The sequence below is a fragment of the Chryseobacterium sp. CFS2 genome (genome assembly GCF_036543225.1).
Classification (GTDB): domain Bacteria; phylum Bacteroidota; class Bacteroidia; order Flavobacteriales; family Weeksellaceae; genus Chryseobacterium; species Chryseobacterium culicis_A.
The window spans coordinates 152,192-170,996 of the sequence record NZ_JAZHQU010000009.1 but is presented as its reverse complement, the minus strand read 5'-3'; the positions used below and the strand labels follow the sequence as shown (position 1 = coordinate 170,996).

At 35.8% G+C, this 18,805-nt stretch carries 17 protein-coding genes; 6 read left to right on the top strand and 11 right to left on the bottom strand.

Translation table 11 applies throughout. From position 1 onward, the window contains the following. Position 1 precedes the first annotated feature (1 nt). Positions 2-3,331 (bottom strand): gliding motility-associated C-terminal domain-containing protein, encoded by a 3,330-nt coding sequence (locus tag ODR02_RS19680; RefSeq protein WP_309513227.1) that lies wholly within the window; start codon positions 3,329-3,331, stop codon positions 2-4. A gap of 178 nt (positions 3,332-3,509) precedes the next feature. Between ODR02_RS19680 and ODR02_RS19675 the strand changes: the two genes are divergently transcribed. From ODR02_RS19675 to ODR02_RS19660, 4 genes are all read left to right on the top strand, one after another. After that, positions 3,510-4,103 carry a TetR/AcrR family transcriptional regulator gene (locus ODR02_RS19675; protein ID WP_034695556.1) on the top strand — a complete coding sequence of 198 codons (594 nt, stop codon included), beginning with the start codon at positions 3,510-3,512 and terminating at the stop codon, positions 4,101-4,103. An 89-nt stretch (positions 4,104-4,192) separates the two neighbouring features. After that, positions 4,193-5,545 carry a TolC family protein gene (locus ODR02_RS19670; RefSeq protein WP_105682070.1) on the top strand — a complete coding sequence of 451 codons (1,353 nt, stop codon included), beginning with the start codon at positions 4,193-4,195 and terminating at the stop codon, positions 5,543-5,545. Positions 5,546-5,554: 9 nt separating this feature from the next. Continuing rightward, entirely contained in the window at positions 5,555-6,616 is a 1,062-nt protein-coding gene (locus ODR02_RS19665; RefSeq protein ID WP_209784208.1) for an efflux RND transporter periplasmic adaptor subunit, read from the top strand. A 7-nt stretch (positions 6,617-6,623) separates the two neighbouring features. Continuing rightward, positions 6,624-9,815 (top strand): efflux RND transporter permease subunit, encoded by a 3,192-nt coding sequence (locus tag ODR02_RS19660; RefSeq protein WP_309513226.1) that lies wholly within the window; start codon positions 6,624-6,626, stop codon positions 9,813-9,815. A gap of 322 nt (positions 9,816-10,137) precedes the next feature. On the opposite strand, the gene ODR02_RS19655 is transcribed toward ODR02_RS19660, so the two are convergent. The 10 genes from ODR02_RS19655 to ODR02_RS19610 form a co-directional block, all read right to left on the bottom strand. Continuing rightward, positions 10,138-10,584, bottom strand: a complete 447-nt coding sequence (locus ODR02_RS19655; protein ID WP_076597776.1) for a KTSC domain-containing protein — start codon at positions 10,582-10,584, stop codon at positions 10,138-10,140. Between the two features lie 262 nt (positions 10,585-10,846). Further along, positions 10,847-11,611, bottom strand: a complete 765-nt coding sequence (locus ODR02_RS19650; protein WP_209784211.1) for a hypothetical protein — start codon at positions 11,609-11,611, stop codon at positions 10,847-10,849. Between the two features lie 209 nt (positions 11,612-11,820). Continuing rightward, the gene (locus tag ODR02_RS19645; RefSeq protein ID WP_309513225.1) at positions 11,821-12,201 is read right to left on the bottom strand and encodes a VOC family protein; all 381 of its coding nucleotides are present in this window, start codon (positions 12,199-12,201) and stop codon (positions 11,821-11,823) included. A gap of 253 nt (positions 12,202-12,454) precedes the next feature. Continuing rightward, positions 12,455-13,138: a DUF2306 domain-containing protein gene (locus ODR02_RS19640; RefSeq protein ID WP_309513224.1), complete on the bottom strand. Its 684-nt coding sequence runs from the start codon at positions 13,136-13,138 to the stop codon at positions 12,455-12,457. A 31-nt stretch (positions 13,139-13,169) separates the two neighbouring features. Beyond that, positions 13,170-13,619 (bottom strand): DUF2750 domain-containing protein, encoded by a 450-nt coding sequence (locus ODR02_RS19635; RefSeq protein WP_309513223.1) that lies wholly within the window; start codon positions 13,617-13,619, stop codon positions 13,170-13,172. A gap of 68 nt (positions 13,620-13,687) precedes the next feature. Further along, on the bottom strand, positions 13,688-14,269 hold the full coding sequence (gene nudK / locus ODR02_RS19630) for a GDP-mannose pyrophosphatase NudK (protein WP_309513222.1): 582 nt from the start codon (positions 14,267-14,269) through the stop codon (positions 13,688-13,690). A gap of 68 nt (positions 14,270-14,337) precedes the next feature. Further along, on the bottom strand, positions 14,338-15,249 hold the full coding sequence (locus tag ODR02_RS19625; RefSeq protein WP_309513221.1) for a TIGR01777 family oxidoreductase: 912 nt from the start codon (positions 15,247-15,249) through the stop codon (positions 14,338-14,340). Positions 15,250-15,273: 24 nt separating this feature from the next. Further along, entirely contained in the window at positions 15,274-15,618 is a 345-nt protein-coding gene (locus ODR02_RS19620; RefSeq protein ID WP_209784217.1) for a DUF2116 family Zn-ribbon domain-containing protein, read from the bottom strand. A 5-nt stretch (positions 15,619-15,623) separates the two neighbouring features. Next, positions 15,624-16,217, bottom strand: coding sequence for an HPP family protein (locus tag ODR02_RS19615; protein WP_309513220.1), 594 nt, complete (start codon positions 16,215-16,217; stop codon positions 15,624-15,626). Then, positions 16,218-17,123, bottom strand: coding sequence for an arginase family protein (locus ODR02_RS19610; protein WP_309513219.1), 906 nt, complete (start codon positions 17,121-17,123; stop codon positions 16,218-16,220). A gap of 422 nt (positions 17,124-17,545) precedes the next feature. Here ODR02_RS19610 and ODR02_RS19605 point away from each other — a divergent pair, with 422 nt between their 5' ends. Further along, positions 17,546-18,337: a hypothetical protein gene (locus ODR02_RS19605; protein ID WP_309513218.1), complete on the top strand. Its 792-nt coding sequence runs from the start codon at positions 17,546-17,548 to the stop codon at positions 18,335-18,337. Positions 18,338-18,474: 137 nt separating this feature from the next. After that, complete coding sequence (locus ODR02_RS19600; protein WP_309513217.1) at positions 18,475-18,666, top strand: methyltransferase family protein; 192 nt, start codon at positions 18,475-18,477, stop codon at positions 18,664-18,666. The last annotated feature ends 139 nt before the right edge of the window (positions 18,667-18,805 follow it).

The window sequence follows — 18,805 nt, the reverse complement described above, 5'->3', positions numbered from 1 at the left end:
GTTACTCTCTGTTCTTGATCAGAAGCCATCCGTTATAGATTCTTCCGTCAGAAACTTTTATGGTATACCAGTAATTTCCTGTAGAGACAGCATGTGATTCATATCTTCCATCCCATTGGAAAGGTCGGTTTTTAATAATTTCTTTATATACCATAGCACCTCTTCTGTCATATAAGCTGACTTCAGTACCCGGATAGTTTTCCAATCCTGCAATTCTCCAGGTATCATTGATTCCATCACCGTTAGGGCTAATAGCATTAGGAATGTTGAATATAGAGAAGTTTTTCTTTCCGATCGTACATCCGGATTTTGTTCTCACATATACGGTATATTCTCCCATTTGTAAGTGGGTGAATATATTGGAATCCTGCCATGTGAAATTGTCTAAAGAAAACTCATAATTCCCGCTCTGAGAAAGAATAACTGTAGCTGTATTGTTGGTAATATTCACGGAAACAATATGCGCTAAAACAGAATAACTCACCTGAGTAGAACTTGTACTTTCGCATCCGAAAATGTTGGTTACTTTCACTGTATAAGTTCCCGGAGTGGCTACTGTAATGGTTTGGGTGGTTGCTCCGGTATTCCATTCGTAAGACTTAAATCCAGATCCTGCATCCAGTACAACGGATTTTCCTTCACAGAAATCAAGTGTATCAGGAAGCTGAACAATAGGTTTAGGATTCAGTGTAAGGTTTAATCTTACCACTTTAAAACACCCATCTGGAGTTGCAACTCTTACATGGATAAGCGTTGTTCCCACATTTAAAACATAACCCGAGGGATTGGAAATAGGATTTCCTGCAGTATCAGTATACGTGAAGATATAATTTCCTGGATTATTAATAATGCTGGCTTCATAAGAGTGAAGATTCACAACCATTGAGTTTGCCGTAGTTGTATTACATTGTACCTGTGTAATATCCTTTGCTGGTACATTATCTGTGGACAGCGTTACAGTAATTGCCAGTTTTTCAGATTCACAGTTGTTTAATGTCTGGGTTACAAAATATGTTTGTCCGTTTACAAGCGGAGTTGTCATTGGGATAACATTTCCTGCAGCATTATAAAACGTAAGCGATGTACCTGTTACAACAATTTTTTCTAATGTAGGATTGGCAGACGCACAGAAATCCTGATTGGCATTGGCTGTAGGTTTAGGTGTAGTATTTACGGTCACCTGAATAGCTATTTTATTACTCTCACATCCATTAATGGTTTGAGTAGCATAATAGGTTTGCCCATTGGCAAGAGCAGTTGTTGCAGGTAAAATATTTCCTGCTGCATCATACCATTTTATATTCTGTCCTGTAACCTGAATATCAGAAATCTTTGGGTTGCTGGTAGCACAGAAGGTTTGTTGGGTGTTTCCTGTAGGGGTAACACCTTGTATTGAAAATACTTTAAAAGGAGCTTTATCACTCTCACATTCCGCACTGTATTGAGTAACATAATACTGAGCACCTTCAATAATATACGCACTACTGTTCATCAGGTTGCCGGCAGCATTATAAAACCTGATATTTTGGTTATTATTAATGTTCAGTTGGGATAAAGTCATTTGATTCACATTACTGCAAAAATAAAAGTCATTTACAGTTAATGTGGGTGGAGAATTTTTGATGATCACTTTTACCGCCAATCTTTTATTATTATAAGGGCAGGACTCGTCCTGAACAGAAGCATAATAAATAGTATTATGCTGTAGCGGAGTAGTGCTGCTTAAAGGAGTAGTAGAAGTTAAAGAATCATACCAGGTAGTGTAGGATGTATTAGGATGTAAATCATGTATTGTTGGATTTATTAATGAACAAAACGTCTGTATCTTGTCTCCATCGGGAGTTCCATTATAGCATTTTCCAAATTTTTGAACAAAAGAGTTTACATCGCTATTGGTATATTTTATTTCTTTAATATCCTGATCAGGATTGAAGTCCTGATATCCATCGTAATTTCCGGTAAGAATAATATTCCCTTCATAATCTATGTTTTGGTCAAAAGTATAAGAAGAGAAATCACTTTTGTTGAATATTAATTTGCCGTCATTTCTGAATTTTAAATAATAGGTTTGAGCATCGTTGGTCAAATAGCTATAATTAAGGCCTATATCCATTCTTTTTACAATCTCCTCAGTATTGTTATTTCCATTGACAACCTTAATCATATTATCCGTATAACGCACAAAAAAATTTAGCGTATTGTCAGCATTCATTTTAATAGAGAGAAAGTCATAGCTGCCATCTCCTTTGATGAGAGAATTCCATACCAAATGACCATTCGAGTTTATTTTATAGATCATTGTACGCCCCTCCACAGGAGCATTGATTGTTGTGTTTGGAAAGACAATATTTTGCGGCTGATTATAAGTGCTGGCGGTATAAATATTACCGGCATTGTCAATTTCAATCTTTGAGTTCGCTGTTCCAAGATATATACTTGAATAGGTCAATGGCTGATACCAGGTGAAGTTTCCATTCGTATTGAATTTTGCTAAAAAGGCCTGATTGTAACTACTATTATTGGAAGGGAAATTATTATTATCGATTTTCAAACCTGCTTCAAAGTGGCCAAGAATAACGATACTATTGTTTTGGTCTGTCTTTACGGTATGAATTGTCGGGGTATTATGAGCATGAATTGGACGGGCCCATGAAAAAGCTCCGGCAGGAGTATTCTTCATAACAAATAAACCGTTTGGAGCAGGTAAATTAAATACAACATTAGGATCCGGATTCAGATCAGTAATAAATAAAGGTGGATAATTAGCATAATTTCCTGTCGAGATTATATTGTTATTAGAATCAATAGTACAGGTCATGTTATACACATAATTATAAATATTTCCAAAGACAAAATTTCCATTAACATCCAGTTTTACCATAAATGCACTACCAGAGTTAATTCCTGTATTAAAAATAGTTTCTGAGTTAGGGTTTAATTTTAAATCATGCCCATCTGTATATCCTGTAAATACCAGATTGTCTTGTTTATCTACTACTAAGGAAGTAATTGATGAAGAATATTTTGACCTGATTTCTTTTACCCATATTACATTTTTGTTTTTGTCGAACTTTGCAATAACAGCCCTTGAATCCTCATCCACACTGGTAGTTTTGGTAATATTATCGAATGTGATACTATTGATGCTGGGAAATGCATAATGACCATATTTCCCTCCAACATAAATATTTCCTTGTGAGTCTGTACCGCTAAAAGCAATATTATGCTGAGATTCTATGATAGGACTTGTCGTCTGAAAATGCCAAAGCAGATTTTGTGAAAATAGAAGTACCGCGTTCAAAACCATGAACAGCGAAAGGATTTTCTTCATCGGTTATTAATTTTTGCGGCAAAGATATAAAAATAGGCCTCTTGTTAAATGATAAATAATTGCAAACTTCAATCAAGAAACATGATGGATGTCATGACATTTTTGTTTAATTTTTTTGTTTAACAATTTTGTCAAAAATAAATTTTACTATAAATTTGCACAAATTTGTTTAACAAAAATGTCAAATCAAGCAAAAAAAGACCAAACACAGGAATTGATCAAGGAGACAGCGAAGAATTTGTTCTTTGTGAAAGGAAAATTTGATGCTACTACGCAGGAGATTGCAGATGAAGCTGGAGTGAACAGAACCCTTATTAATTACTATTTCCGTTCAAGGGATAAGCTGATCCAGATCATCTTTGATGAAGCGCAAAGAGTAGAACAGGAAAAATCGAAGATCATTCAGAATTCTGATCTGCCTTTTAAAGAAAAGATCAGCCAATTCATAGAAAGCAGCCTTTCTACCAGTCTTCAGTATCCGTATCTGGAAACGTATATCGTATCACAGATTAATAAAGGAACCTGCCATCAAAGAGAAATTGAAGAAGATATCCTGAATGATATGTACAAGGATATCGAAAAAGAAATGGAATTGGGAAATATTGAGAAAATGGCACCTGTTCAGTTTATTCTTAATATGGTTGCTCTATTAGTATTTCCAAGCGCCATAAGACCATTGTTTATGGAGAATTTATTAATTAATGATGAAGAATATGATAAGATTATTTCTGAACGAAAAGAGATTATTATCAATATGTTGTTCAAAAACTAAAAAAAACTAAAGTATTTCTGAAAATGATTCGTCAATTAGAAGTAAATAATGACTGAAAATTAAATAAAAAATAAACGAAGTATAAAATTATGAATAGAAAACGTATAACTGCTACAAAGCTAAAAATTGGGATAGCTTCAGCATTTATGATTTTCGGCTCAACATTGATGTCTGCCCAGCAGCAGGTTTCCCTGCAGGAAGCTATAAAACAGGCACTTCAAAATAAGGCAGAAGCTAAAAAAGCTGCTTTACAGGTCAAAAAAGCCGAATATAAGATTGATGAAGCCAGAGCCGGTGCTTTGCCACAGGTCACTGCTACGGCGGGTTTAACCTATAATCCGATTATTCAGGAATCTTTGCTGGAATTTGGAGGAGAAAAAATCAGGGCTCAGTTTGGCCAGCCTTGGGGTTCAACAGCTTCTGTACAACTTCAGCAGGCGATTTTTGACCAAAGAGTATTTACAGGACTTAAAGCGGCAAAATCTACAAGAGAGTTTTATGTACTGAATGCTCAGTTAACCAATGAACAGATTATTGAAAATGTAGCAACCGCTTATTATCAGGTGTTTGTACAGGAGGAAAATCTTAAAACGGTAACAGCCAGCTATGCCAATACTGAAAAAGTAAGAAATGTTATTAAAAGCCTTGTTGATAATGGTTTGGCAAAGTCCATCGATTTAGACAGGACAAATGTTCAGCTTACGAATATTGGTTCCAATAAGCAGACTCTAATCAACTCTGTTGAACTTTCAAAAAATGCTCTGAAGTTTTATATGGGAATCCCGATTTCTACAGACATCGAGCTTGAAGAAAAAGAAATTCAACCAAAACCTGAGCTGATTGCGAGCAATGTCAATCTTAATGACCGTACAGAGATCAAAGTTTTGAATAAAAACAGGGAACTTTTGGTTTTCAATAAAAAAGCAACCGAAGCTTATCTTTATCCATCAGTAAATCTTACTGCGAACTACGGATGGGGAGCAAACGGAGCAAAATTCCCGTTAACAAACGGTCTTAGTAAAGGGGTTCTTTGGAGTGATTATTCAGCAATTGGTTTGAATGTAAATATTCCTATTTTCACAGGAGGAGCTACAAAAGCAAAGATCAATCAGGCAGAAATTGATATTCAGGATCTTGATGTTGACATTGAAAACACTCAGTTGAGCTTAAGTTTAGATTATAAAAATGCAGTCACCAACATGGAAAATGCATTGATTAATATCGAAAGCATGAAAGATAATGTAGGATTGGCAGAAAGGGTTCAGAAAAATACCCAGTCAAATTATCAATACGGGTTAGCAACCCTTACTGAGGTGCTGGATTCTGAAAATGCATTGACACAGGCGAAACAGAACTATTCTAATGCATTACTGGATTACAAACAGGCCGAGATCAAGCTGATAAAAGCTAAGGGTGAACTAAACACACTACAAAACTTATAATAAACTAAAATGAAAAAAACTTTAATATATATCATCGTAGCAGCAGTACTGATAGGTTTAGCCGCTTACAAGATTGCCGGGAACAAAGAAAAGCAGACACAGGAAGTAAAAGAAGTTGCCAAGCAGGTAGATAAAATCAACGTTAATATTGTAACTGTTACAAGAGAAAATATTGATACAGATTACTCTGCCAACGGGACTTTCATTCCTAAGCAGGAAATGAACCAGTCTTCTGAAATCTCAGGACGTATTGTAAGCGTTTTGGTAAAAGAAGGTTCAAGAGTGAGTGCAGGACAGGTGCTGGCAACGATCAAGAGAGATGCCATCGAAGTGGATGTTACACAGGCTCAGAATAATTTGCAAAATGCGATTATCGATAATCAGCGTTACGAAAATGCTTTTAAAACAGGAGGTGTTACAAAACAGCAGGTTGATAACTCAAGACTTCAGCTGAAAAATGCACAGGCCGCTGTGAAAGCTCAGGGAGTAAGAGTGAATGACACCAGCATTCGTGCAGGTATCAGTGGTACCATCAATAAGAAAATGGTTGAGCCGGGAACAGTGGTTTCTGTAGGGACTTCCATGTTTGAAATTGTTAATATCAACAGTCTTAAACTTTCTGTGTTGGTAGACGAAAGCCAGGTTGGCAGAATTGCGCTCGGTCAGGAAGTTTCAATTAATGTTAATGTTTTACCGGAAGACTCTTTCAGCGGTAGAATTACATTCATTGCTCCTAAAAGTGATGCTACTTTAAATTTCCCGGTTGAAATTGAAGTTCAGAATAAAGGAAACTTAAAAGCAGGGATGTATGCCACTGCTACATTTAAAACAAATCACGGTGCTGAAACCCAAAATATGCTGACTGTTCCTGCAGAAGCTTTTGTAAACGGAGTAAGTTCAGGACAGTTATTTATTGTAAATAATGGTACTGCTAAATTAATTAAAGTTCAGACTGGTAAAGTATACGGTGACAAAGTTCAGATCTTAAGCGGACTGAATGGAGGCGAACAGGTAATTACCAGCGGGCAGATTAATCTTGATAACGGTTCAAAAATCAATATCGTAAAGTAAGCAGAAGATGAAGTTAGCAGAAATATCCATTAAAAGGCCATCGCTGGTTATCGTTTTATTTACGATACTTACGCTGGGTGGCTTATTAAGTTACTCCATGATGGGGTATGAGTTGATTCCAAAGTTTGAAACCAATATGGTAACCATTTCTACGGTATATCCGGGAGCTTCGCCTGCTGAGGTGGAAACTTCGGTAACCCGAAAAATTGAAGATGCTGTTGGTTCTTTGGAAAACGTGAAAAAAGTAGAATCTTCATCTTACGAAAGTTTATCGGTTATTATGGTGCAGCTGAATACCGGTGCCGATGTAAACTATGCTTTGAATGATGCACAGAGAAAAGTAAATGCTATTTTGGCAGATCTTCCCGACGATGCAGATCCTCCTTCTTTGCAAAAGTTCTCACTGGATGATCTTCCGATCATGACTTTGAGTATTGCCAGTGATAAACTGAATAATAAAGATCTTTACGATCTTTTAGATAAAAAAATCGAGCCTATTTTTTCCCGTGTAAACGGTGTTGCCCAGGTAGACCTTGTAGGTGGGCAGGAAAGAGAAATTCAGGTAAGTTTAGATGAAAAGAAAATGCAGGGATACGGTCTTGCCATTGCAGATGTACAGCAGGCAATTCTTTCTTCAAACTTGGATTTCCCAACGGGAGCTTTGAAAACGAGAACTTCCAGATCTACGATCAGACTTTCTGGAAAGTATAAAAATGTTGCTGAAATGAATAATCTTGTAGTTTCCAATAAAGATGGAGCTCAGGTGCGTTTATCTGATATTGCAACCGTTTTTGATACACAGAAAGATGTGGAGAAAGTGGCAAGATATAACCAGAATTCAACGATTTTACTTCAGGTTAAAAAACAATCTGATGCCAATGCGGTTTCCGTTTCAGATTTAGTTAAGAAAACAATCGCTGATGTTCAGAATAATTACAAAACTCAGGGGATTAAAATAAATATTGTAGATGATACAACAGACTTTACGCTTGAAGCTGCAGACCATGTAATTTTCGATTTATTCTTAGCGATTATTCTGGTAGCAGTAGTAATGTTACTCTTCCTTCATAACATCAGAAACGCGTTTATCGTTATGGTTTCTATTCCGATGTCATTGATTGCAACGGTGATTGGAATGTATCTTATGGGATATACCTTAAACCTGATGAGTTTACTTGGACTTTCATTAGTTGTTGGTATTCTTGTGGATGATGCAATTGTAGTTTTGGAGAACGTTTATCGTCACATGGAGATGGGGAAAAGCAGAATTCGTGCGGCATATGATGGTGCATCGGAAATTGGATTTACCGTAACGGCGATTACATTGGTAATTGTGGTGGTATTCTTACCGATTGCAATGAGCTCAGGATTGGTTGCTGATATCCTGGCACAGTTCTGCGTTACCGTAGTTATTGCGACAATGCTTTCATTATTGGCCTCATTTACTATTATTCCTTGGCTATCTTCAAGATATGGTAAATTGGTACACCTTTCAGGTAAAAATCCTTTTGAGAAATTTATTCTTTGGTTCGAAAAGCAACTGGAAAAATTCACACACTGGATCACAGGAATTTTAGAATGGTGCTTGAAAACGACATTAAGAAGAGTAATGACGGTTATTGTAACATTTATCATTTTGATCTCTTCATTTATGTTGGTTGCATTTGGATTTATTGGAGGTGAATTCTTCCCTAAAATGGATAGAGGACAGTTCCTTGTTCAGATGGAGTTACCAAAGGATGCATCTGTAGAAAAAACCAACCAGATTACTCTTGCTGTTGAAAAATATCTGAGAGAAGACAAAGATGTTGTAGATATGATCACAACAGTTGGTCAGCAGTCATCAGGTTTTGGTGGAGCGCAGGCTACATTGTATCAGTCAGAGATTCAGGTGATTTTGGTAGATAAATCTGAACGTAATGAGAGCACAGATATCAAGTCCGCAAGAATCAAGAGAGCTTTAGAAGAAAAGTTCACTGGAGTTGAATTTAAAACAGCACCAATTGGATTAATGGGAGCAGACAATGCACCAATTGAAATGGTAGTGACAGCTCAGGATAACGAAACAGCCAATAAAGAAGCAAACAGAATTCTTGAGTTACTTAAAAAAGTTCCTGGTGCTGTAGATGCAGAATTATCAACTGACTCTGGAAGTCCTGAAGTACAGGTGAATATTGACAGAGATAAAATGGCTTCTTTAGGCTTAAATCTTTCTAGTGTAGGACAAACAATGCAAACTGCATTTAACGGAAATACAGATGGGAAATTCAGAGCCGGAGAATATGAATATGATATTAATATCCGTTTTGGTGATGCAAACAGAAAGTCTATTGAAGATGTAAGAAATCTTATGTTTACCAATCCTAAAGGAGAACAGGTAAGACTCAGCCAGTTTGCAGAAGTAAAAATGGGTTCAGGACCAAGTTTGTTGGAGCGTAGAGATAAAGCACCTTCTGTAAAGGTAAAATCTAAAGTAGTAGGCCGTCCTGTAGGGGATGTAGCCAATGAATGGGCTGCTAAATTTATGGATAACGAAAAGACTAAACCGGCCGGAGTAAGCTACATCTGGAGTGGTGATATGGAAAACCAGACTGAAGGTTTCGGTACTTTAGGAATTGCATTAATGGCTGCTATTGTATTGGTTTACCTGGTAATGGTTTCATTATATGACTCATTTGTATATCCTTTCGTGGTATTATTTTCTATTCCTCTGGCATTGATCGGGGTAATGGTTATTCTTGCCATCACAGGAAATTCATTGAACATATTTACGATGCTGGGGATGATCATGTTGATTGGTTTGGTAGCGAAGAACGCAATTATGATTGTCGACTTTGCGAATATGAGGAAAGCGGCTGGTGCAAGTACGCATGATGCTTTAATTCAGGCAAACCACGCACGTCTTCGTCCGATCTTGATGACTACTATCGCGATGATCTTCGGTATGATCCCGATTGCAATTGCAAAAGGTGCCGGAGCAGAAATGAACAATGGATTAGCCTGGGTAATTATCGGTGGTTTGACATCGTCATTATTCCTGACCCTAATTATTGTACCGGTAGTTTATTCAATATTTGACTCTATCTTAAGAAGAATGGGTAAACATGAAAAAGTGGATTATGAAGCTGAAATGAAAGCTGAATATGTACATAGAGAGCTAAGTGAAGATGGATTTACTTCGAAACATATAGATAAATAAAATTAAACCTTTAATTAACCGAAAGCGCCTCAGATTTTCTGAGGCGCTTTTTTGTTGATATTTGATGATTTAAAATTGGGTTATATGGGTTTTGGTTAAAGCCGTTGGATACTATTTGTTATTGTAAATGGACTAAAGCCCATTTCTATTGATGATGATTATTGCGCATTAAGAAAATATTCAATAGGAGCGGGCTAAAGCCCGCTTAAATCTATTATACTATTCATCATTCGGCTTTAGCCAAAACATAACATTCCGTTTTTTGGCAATAAAAAAGCTTCCAGCAAAAACTGAAAGCTCTTATATATTGTAATGTAAAAAATTAATCTGCCATCGCTTCTCCGGACTTTCTGTACACGAAGTTTCCGTAGATGTGTCTTCTTGCAAAACGGCTTGGTGAATCAGCGTTGATCATTTTAATGTAAGTGTTTTTAGGAACTCCCATATACTCATACATATTTCCGTTCAGGTGCTGAACCGTTAAAATTGATTTTTCAAGATAAAAATCCTGAATATTAGATTTTGTAATGGTTTCAGTATATTCTTCTTTGTACTTTTCCTGTGTTTCAGAATTAATACTTACCAAAAAATGATAGGCTTCAATTACAGATTTACTTTTTTCTTCAGCTTCCAGTTTTCCGGCTTCATCATTAATAAATTTATCAGGATGCGTATCTTTCATCACATTTCTGTAAATCGTCTTTAATTCTTTTAAAGTAACATTTTTATCTACTCCAAGAAGTGTTCTGTGCTCACCAATTTTTTTCATATCTCTAATCCTTATTTTCGGGGTGCAAAATTAAGAAATTAAATCCACAAAATCATAACTTATTCATTTTTAATTTATTTGGGTTTAAGAAGTAGAGAAAATAATAAAGATGAAAATCATTGAATATGTAAAATTAACTTTTACAGCTCATTAAGCCCTCTGTGCAATTTTTTATTCAATCTAAAATAAAAAAAAACAGCACTCAATCCGAGTGCTGCTATTGTATTTTTCAATAATTAAATCTTTCAATTTTTTAATCATCCTAGGGTTCATCACAAGTTCTCTTCAGTTTTGTAAAGATCTTATCAAAATCTTTGTAAGAGGTATCTTCATCATTACGTTTCTGTCTGAAACTGCTGTTGGCACAGTTGTGAAAACCAAGACCAATCATATCAATTAATGCATAATCTTCTTTTTGGGGATCATTCATTTTGGCATCAAATCTTGCCATTACTCCTTTTGGATCTGCATTATTTCTGCTTTTAAGCTCCGTATAATTTCTCCATGCAGCAAACATCTTTTCTCTGTCGGGAGAAGATATTGCATCAATCTGTTCTCTGCAGGTAGTATAATATTTACTGTTTCTTAGCGTAGAAGGATCAGAATAAGCAAGGATTTCTTCTTTATTGAGCTGGTATTCATTCTCAAAAGAATCAATGGTTTCTTCCATTAATTTTTTCCATTTGGGAAGATCAATTACTTTAAGGCTGTATAATTCCTTTTTCTTTTCTTCATACTGCTTTTCAAGCTCCTGTAGATAAGTTTCTCTGTTTTTACGGATTTCTTCAAGCTGGGCAATTTTAAAAACAGGCTGGGTGTCAAATACAACGCCATTGAACTGATACAAAAGTTTATTAATTCCGTCTATTTCTTCTTTTTTATATTTAGCCGAATCAAAATACCCCTTATTGTCACAATTAAAAGTCTGATAGCTGTAAGGAGTCAGGTTATTTGCTTTTGCAGGAGTTTTTTGTCCCCAGATTGTAATGGATAAGGCCAAAGCAAGCCCAATCATCATTTTTTTCATGCACATAAATTGTTGAAAGAATCCGAATTTTCTGAATTTCTATGCAAAATTAAGGCTTTAAATTCAAAATATAAAGGATTAAATAGATTTTCTCAATGGTTTTTGCAAATTTTATATGGATTTTATACTGCTGTCTTTGTATTTTAAAAATCCCAGTCCGTTAAATCCTGAAAATTGAATAGTAAAAAGCTGATATAGAGGTGTTTTTATTAATAATAATTGCTTACTTCAATAAGATTCTGATCCGGATCACGGAAATAAACCGATTTGATTTTACCTGCAGCTCCGGTTCTCTCTACAATCCCTTCAATGATGTTTACATTTTTCTGCTTTAGCTCTTCCATCACCTCATGAATATCGGTCTCTGCAATAAAGCAAAGATCAGCAGAACCACAGGTTGGCAGCTCTGCTTTAGGCTCAAATTCATGACCTTTCTGATGCAGATTAATTTTTTGATTTCCAAAGAGGAGTGCTTTTCTGTCTTTCCTAAAAACAACCACTTCAAATCCCATAATATGCGTATAAAATTCTATAGTTTTATCAATATCTGCCACTGTTAAGACAAGGTGGTCAAGGTTCTTTATTTTCATAAATTAATGATTAACAACAATTTTCATCAGAATTAAGGCTGTTTATAAAGCTGTGATCCTGTTATGGATTGTTTTTTTAGATTTAAAATGATAGATTTACATGAATTAACACGAAACCATGATATATTATTTTTTCCTTCTTTTTATTATTGCTCTTTTTGGAGGTATTTCTTATCTGATTATGCGCTTTTTTGGTAAATGGACGAGGAATAATAAATATGCAGTACTTTTTAATACCTTAATATTTATCGCCTCATTTTTTCTGATTTCTTTTCTTAGCCTGTATATTTTCTTTTCCACTGTTGATTTTTCCAGGTAGCAGTAAATCTTTTCTGAGAATTAAGTAAGCCATCAAAAGGTTGATAAAAAGGGCTGCCCAGACATTCAATCCATAAAAAAGCTCGTAATCATGGCGGGTTTCATTATAAAACAGATTCTTAACGATTCTGAAAGTAATAGCTGTGGTGGTTACGGCATAGCTTAAAACCATATACGTTCTATGCTTACTGATATTCCCCTTTTTGATAAAAAGTACGGCAGCAATGGTGAAATATGCCCAGAGCACATCCTGTATCAGAAATCCTGTAATTCCGATTATTCCTCCATTGGAAAAAAGTCCAAGTACAAAACATGCCGGAACATTAATGATCAGAATATTGTAAACATATATTTTCCCAATAATCTTATGAAGATCTCTGTTTTCATCCAAAAACCGACTTGAAAACTGCGTAAGACCGGCCAGAAGACAAAGCGTTATGGAAAAGATATGAATATAGAAAAAAGCCATCCAGTACGGATTATTTACAACCTGTTGCTTAAAGGCAAGAAACCCGATATTTTTTTCAAGAGAAGTGTACTGGGAAATAGTTTTCAGCATTAAAATACTGAAAAGAAGAACTAAAAATAAAGCGGTTATTTTAATGATCTTTTTTCCCAAAACCTTCATTTTATATCAACGATTACTCTTCCTATACTTCTCTGATCTGTTTTTCCAGATCTTCCATGTCTTTAAACTTTCTCAGTTCCAATGATTTTTCTGAAGCTTTAAGTTCTTCAATAATGTCAAGGATAATTTCCAAAGGTTCAGCTTCATAACCCAACAGATTGCTGTCAAAATTAGTTCCCACTAATAATCCGTCACTATTCATACCCAGGCACCAGTTTTCTACAAATTCATTAAGAGGAACAGGAGAAGGTTCGTACTGATTCCATTCGTTTTCTATGCATGATTTTGCTCTTGCAGCATCAGACCAGAAACAGATAATCTGTACTTCTTCGCCATCTTCGTATTCTGCTTCGTTGGAGTAGGAGGTTGCATATCCTTTATCATCTTTTAACGCATACACTACTTCCGTTTCGCTGATTTTCCTGATAAAGTCTTTATAACGGTTCTGAACTGTAATATGATCTTGAAGCATTTTATTTAATTATAAATTAGAAGTTATGAATAATATTTTACTCATCATTTATCAATCATCATTGATTTCTACATGATTCCTTTGATTCGCAAGTGTTGTAAAAGCATGATTGTTTTTGCATCTTTGATTTCTCCTGTATCAATCATTTTCAGGCTTTCTTCAAACGATAATTCCAGAACTTCTATATTTTCACCTTCTTCTTCCAATCCGCCTCCGTCATTGATTTTCATTTCATGAGAATATTCTGCAATGAAGAAATAAAGAATTTCCGTTACAGATCCGGGCGACATATAGGCCTCAAATATTTTTTCAACTTTGGAGATTTTATATCCGGTTTCTTCTTCAGTTTCCCGTTTTATACAATCTTCCGGATTATCATTATCCAGCAGTCCGGCGCAGGCTTCAATAAGCATGCCTGTAGAATTTCCATTGATGTATGTGGGTAATCTGAATTGTCTGGTGAGAATAACCGTGTTTAAGGCTGTATTATAAAGAAGGATAACGGTTCCGTTTCCCCGGTCGTAGGCTTCTCTGCTCTGAGTTTCTGTGGTTCCGTCCTTTTTCGATACTGAATAAGTGACTTTGTTTAAAATATACCAGTTATCTGAAAGAATTTCTGTGTTTAATAGGGTAATATTGGGGTTTTTCATTAGAATATTTTCTGTGTTATAATCAATGGGTGTTATAAATATTTTTTAATTAAAAGATTCTATCTTTTCTACGGCTGCTTCTTTAATAAATCCTTTAAAGCATTCTCCAGATCCGGAAATTTGAAGTGGAACCCAGTGTCCTGAAGTTTCTTTGAAGAAGCTCTGGAACCTTCCAGAATAGCAGTAGCAAGCTCTCCGAACAACAATTTCAGAACAAATCCCGGAACATTAGGCATGAACAAAGGTTTTTCAAGTACCTGGGCAATTTTTTTTGTCAGTTCTTTATTGGTGGCATGTTGTGGAGATACAGCATTATACGCTCCGTCCATTTCAGGATTTTTTAAAGCAAATTCATAAATAGAACAAATGTCTTCAATATGAACCCATGGCATATATTGCTGGCCACTTCCCAGCGGAGATCCGATACCATATTGAATAGGAGGTACCATTTTTTTTAAAGCGCCGTCTTTTTCAGAAAGAACAACGGCAGTTCGTATTTTGACCACCCTTTCTGCCAGATCCTGTTCTTTAAAGTCATCAGCTGCTCTTTCCCATAAAACGACCACTTCACTGAGAAAGTCATTACCTGGAGGATCATTTTCTGAATAAATCTTTTCTGAAGTTTCTGTACCATAAAAATTGATTCCTGAAGCTGAAATAAAAGACTTAAGCTTTATCTTATTCTTTCTTAAAGCCGTTCGGAGTAATTCTGCGGAATCAATTCGGCTGGAGATCAATTCTTTTTTTCTTTCGGGAGTCCAGCGTTTTTCTGAAATATTGGCACCTGCAAGATGAATGATGTGAGAAACATTTTCCAGAGCGGTTTCATCCATTATTCCTTTTGTGAGGTCCCATTCATACTCATAGTCATGCACTTTTTTTCGGGTCAGAAACCTAATCTCGTATTCCTTACCTATTTTTTTTGCCAGCTCTTTAGCGATCATGCCGCTGGCTCCGGTGATGAGAACAACTTCTTTCATAATATTATACTTGTGGGGTGTGGGTTATGCCTGATTTTTTACAATCAGTATAAAGTCATCTTCCAGAAGTTTATATCCGTAATCATAAATAAACTTGTATTCAGAGCCGTTTTTATAAACTTTCAGATTGGTAAAATAATCGAAATCAAAACCTAAGCCATCCAGTTTGGATTTTAAAACTTTTGTTTTACCATCGGTATTGATTTCCATCAGGATGCGGTAATTCTTACGGAGTTTGTTATTAACATTCCGCATTAAATTGTTAGAATCCTTATTCTGCTTATTGTTGTAGGCGTTCCGGCAGGCATCGTTGCAGAATTTTTTATCTGATCTTCCGATGATTTTCTCGCCACATTCCAGGCAATTCATGATTTTTATTTTAAATGATGGGTGTGTCTTTTTTTCAACAGTTTTTTGAACATGCTGTGGTTAGGGTAGCTTCTGTTTGGGGTAATGTTATTAAAAAACAGGGCTACAAGAAGCAGGATGATGCATCCTGAAAGAACAGGGGAGAGAACGTACCAATATCCCAGTTCCGGAATTTTTCCTGTAGAACTTACCGCAATCAGGGCTGTAGCTCCGCCTGGTGGATGCAAAGTCTTTGTATACTGCATCAGTACAATGGAAAATGCTACCGCCAAAGGAGCGGAAAGCCAGATGATATCCGGTACAAACTGATAAACGGTGACGCCTACCAATGCTGACAGAACATGTCCGCCTATAAGATTTCTGGGTTGAGCCAGAGGACTCTGGATGGCCCCATAAATAAGAACACTTGATGCTCCAAAAGAACCGATCAGGAAGATATTTTCAGTTTCTGCCAAAGTGTGGGATTGGATAAATGCAATGATCCCAATTCCAAAAAATGCTCCCAGAAATGACCAGAAATGCTCCTTGTAATCAACAAGCGTTTCTTTGTAGATCACATATTTTGAAACTCTGAATGTTCTTTTGATAGTCTTCTTCATTTATTCTTCTTTATTTTTTATAATTTGAATTAAATTTTCTACAAATGGACGGGTATACGTTCCGTTTTCATCATAATCAGGATCCAAAATGGTAATCTCTATTCCAAAACACAATGGATCTTCCAATAAAGGATTCAATATTTCCCTGAGATCATCATAACCGATTCCGTCTTCCATTCTGCTGTCTACGGCAGGCATAATCTCATCTTTCAGGATATCAACATCAAAATGAATGAAAAATCCATCCAACCCTTTATCATTCACCATTTTCAGAAAATCTTCAGCTGTTTTCCTGAAACCATTTTCTCTGAGTTGATAAAGATCAAAATAATGAATACCTGAATTGATAATTTGGGCAACATATTCTTCATCATCTGTTTCCGCATTGCCACAACAGAAAATATTTTCTTCAGATAGATAGGGTTTTAAACCATTAATATGGGTTAGCTTTTCGTGTCCGGTGCCGGTAATGATTGCGAGATCCATTCCTGCTGCGCCTCCGGTTTCAGACAGTTCGGGTGGGATAAAATCGGTGTGTCCGTCAAGATAAAATAGTCCGAAATTTCCCAGCTTTTTCAGAGCTACAGCATTTCCTATGAGAATACTGCAGTCGCCTCCAAGAATAATATTAAATGTATTCTTTTCATAATTGCGGAGAATACAGTCGGCCTGCTGTTTAGCATACTCAATAATCTGGTCTGCATTTCTGACTTTTGATTCTTGATCAAAGTCCATAGAATACGCCGGAGCTTCCAGTCTAAAAACGGCACTAGGATTAATTCTGCTATGAAAATCAAATTTTCTGAGCCAATCCGGAAGTTTTCGAACTCCGGGTTCTGTCTCATGTCCTTTCTTTGTAAGTCCTAAATTGAGAGGAAACTCAAAAATATTGATGTTCCTTTTCATAGATGAATTTTCACAAAGATACGGAATTATCCGTTTGTAAATGGATAGCTGCGAGAGAGGGAGATCATTTTATTGGAATAAATCTATTCTTAGAATGAAATGATTATTTAGCCCTGAAACATAATAAATTATTCATGTATTATCTGGAAATAAACTCATTCTGGAAAGTTTTGTTTAAATATTGTTTTTTTTCAATAGAAGAAGATTCATTGATTAAAAAATTAATATTATAAAAAGAAATTCTGTTTAATTCTCTTTGTTTTGAAAAATTTAGTATTTGTCGGCATTTTGCATTGTTTTTTTAATCATAAAGTTTTATTGTTTATGTAACTGTCTTATTTTCAGTAAATAAATACGATTTTTATTTCACTGTATTGTGTTTTTTTTTGTAATTTTGAGATAAAGATTCAAAAAAACAAACCATGAAAAAATCCAATTTATTGATCAGTATTCTGTGTTCCTCATTTGTATTTGGACAGGTTGGGATTAACACGACTTCTCCACAAGGAGTTCTAGATGTTACCTCAGCTAATTCAGCCGTTGTACTCTCCAGAAATGCGAACCCGCCAGCCAATGTACCTGCACCCACGGCAGGAATGATTATCTATGATTCCACCAATAAGACCCTAAGGTATTATAACGGAACCGTTTGGAGTACCGTCATTTCTTCGCAGACATTAACAACGGCCAATGAAGGAGTTGTTAAGCTGAATAGCGGAGCAGGAGTGAAACCCACATTTGCATTTAAATCTTCCGGAGGTGTCCCGTTAATGACTTATCAAAATATTGTTTACCAAACACCGATGAATATTGTCACAGACTTTGCTGCTCCTCCCACAACCACATGGCCGGAAAATATTATCAGTCCTGTGCCCGGAGATATATACAATCCTACTACAGGACATTTTTTGGAAAACCCTATTGCCGGGCAGGTTCATATGTGGAGAGTCATTGTCAGTTATTCCAATAAGAATAATGGTTCTGTAGCCTTTGTGACGGTCAATCTTTCCAATCCACTCCCTCCTTCAACATTTTCCATTGATCAGACTGCAGTTGCTCCCAATGGGGTAACATCCGGAAATCTGGTATTTTACCTGGTAAGTGTTGCCGATCCTTTATCTATAGGTAGCGGGTATCTTATTAAAATAAAGTCTGATACCACATTGGATGCTACTATTGATAGTATAACAAGGATTTCCCAAGCCAAAGATTAATCTCATTACTAAAGCTTATTTTCAACTTGACACATGTCACACAAGAACAAACTTATCGGGTTTGTTCTTGTTTTCATGATGTACATATCATTGTATGCCCAATAAAGTCAATCAAATACTCTATTAAAATGCTTACCATGGAAAAACAACCCGTTAAACCAGAATTTACTTTTAAAATGTTTGAAATATTAGGTAGTTTATGGCTAACCGGATGCGTAAAAACAGCAGCTGAACTCAATATTGCAGATTTGCTGGCTTCTGGTCCAAAGACGATATCCAAACTTGCTGAAGAAACAGAATCCCATGAAAAAACTTATACCGGGTTATAAATGATCATTGAAAAAGCAGGATTACAGTTTACCATGCTTATTCATATCGGAACAGAGGCAAAAAGCATTGTTGAATGTGAAAAATATAAATTTCAATTTTTATTTTTAGTTGCATGATTAAGTAGGAAGCGCTCAGCAA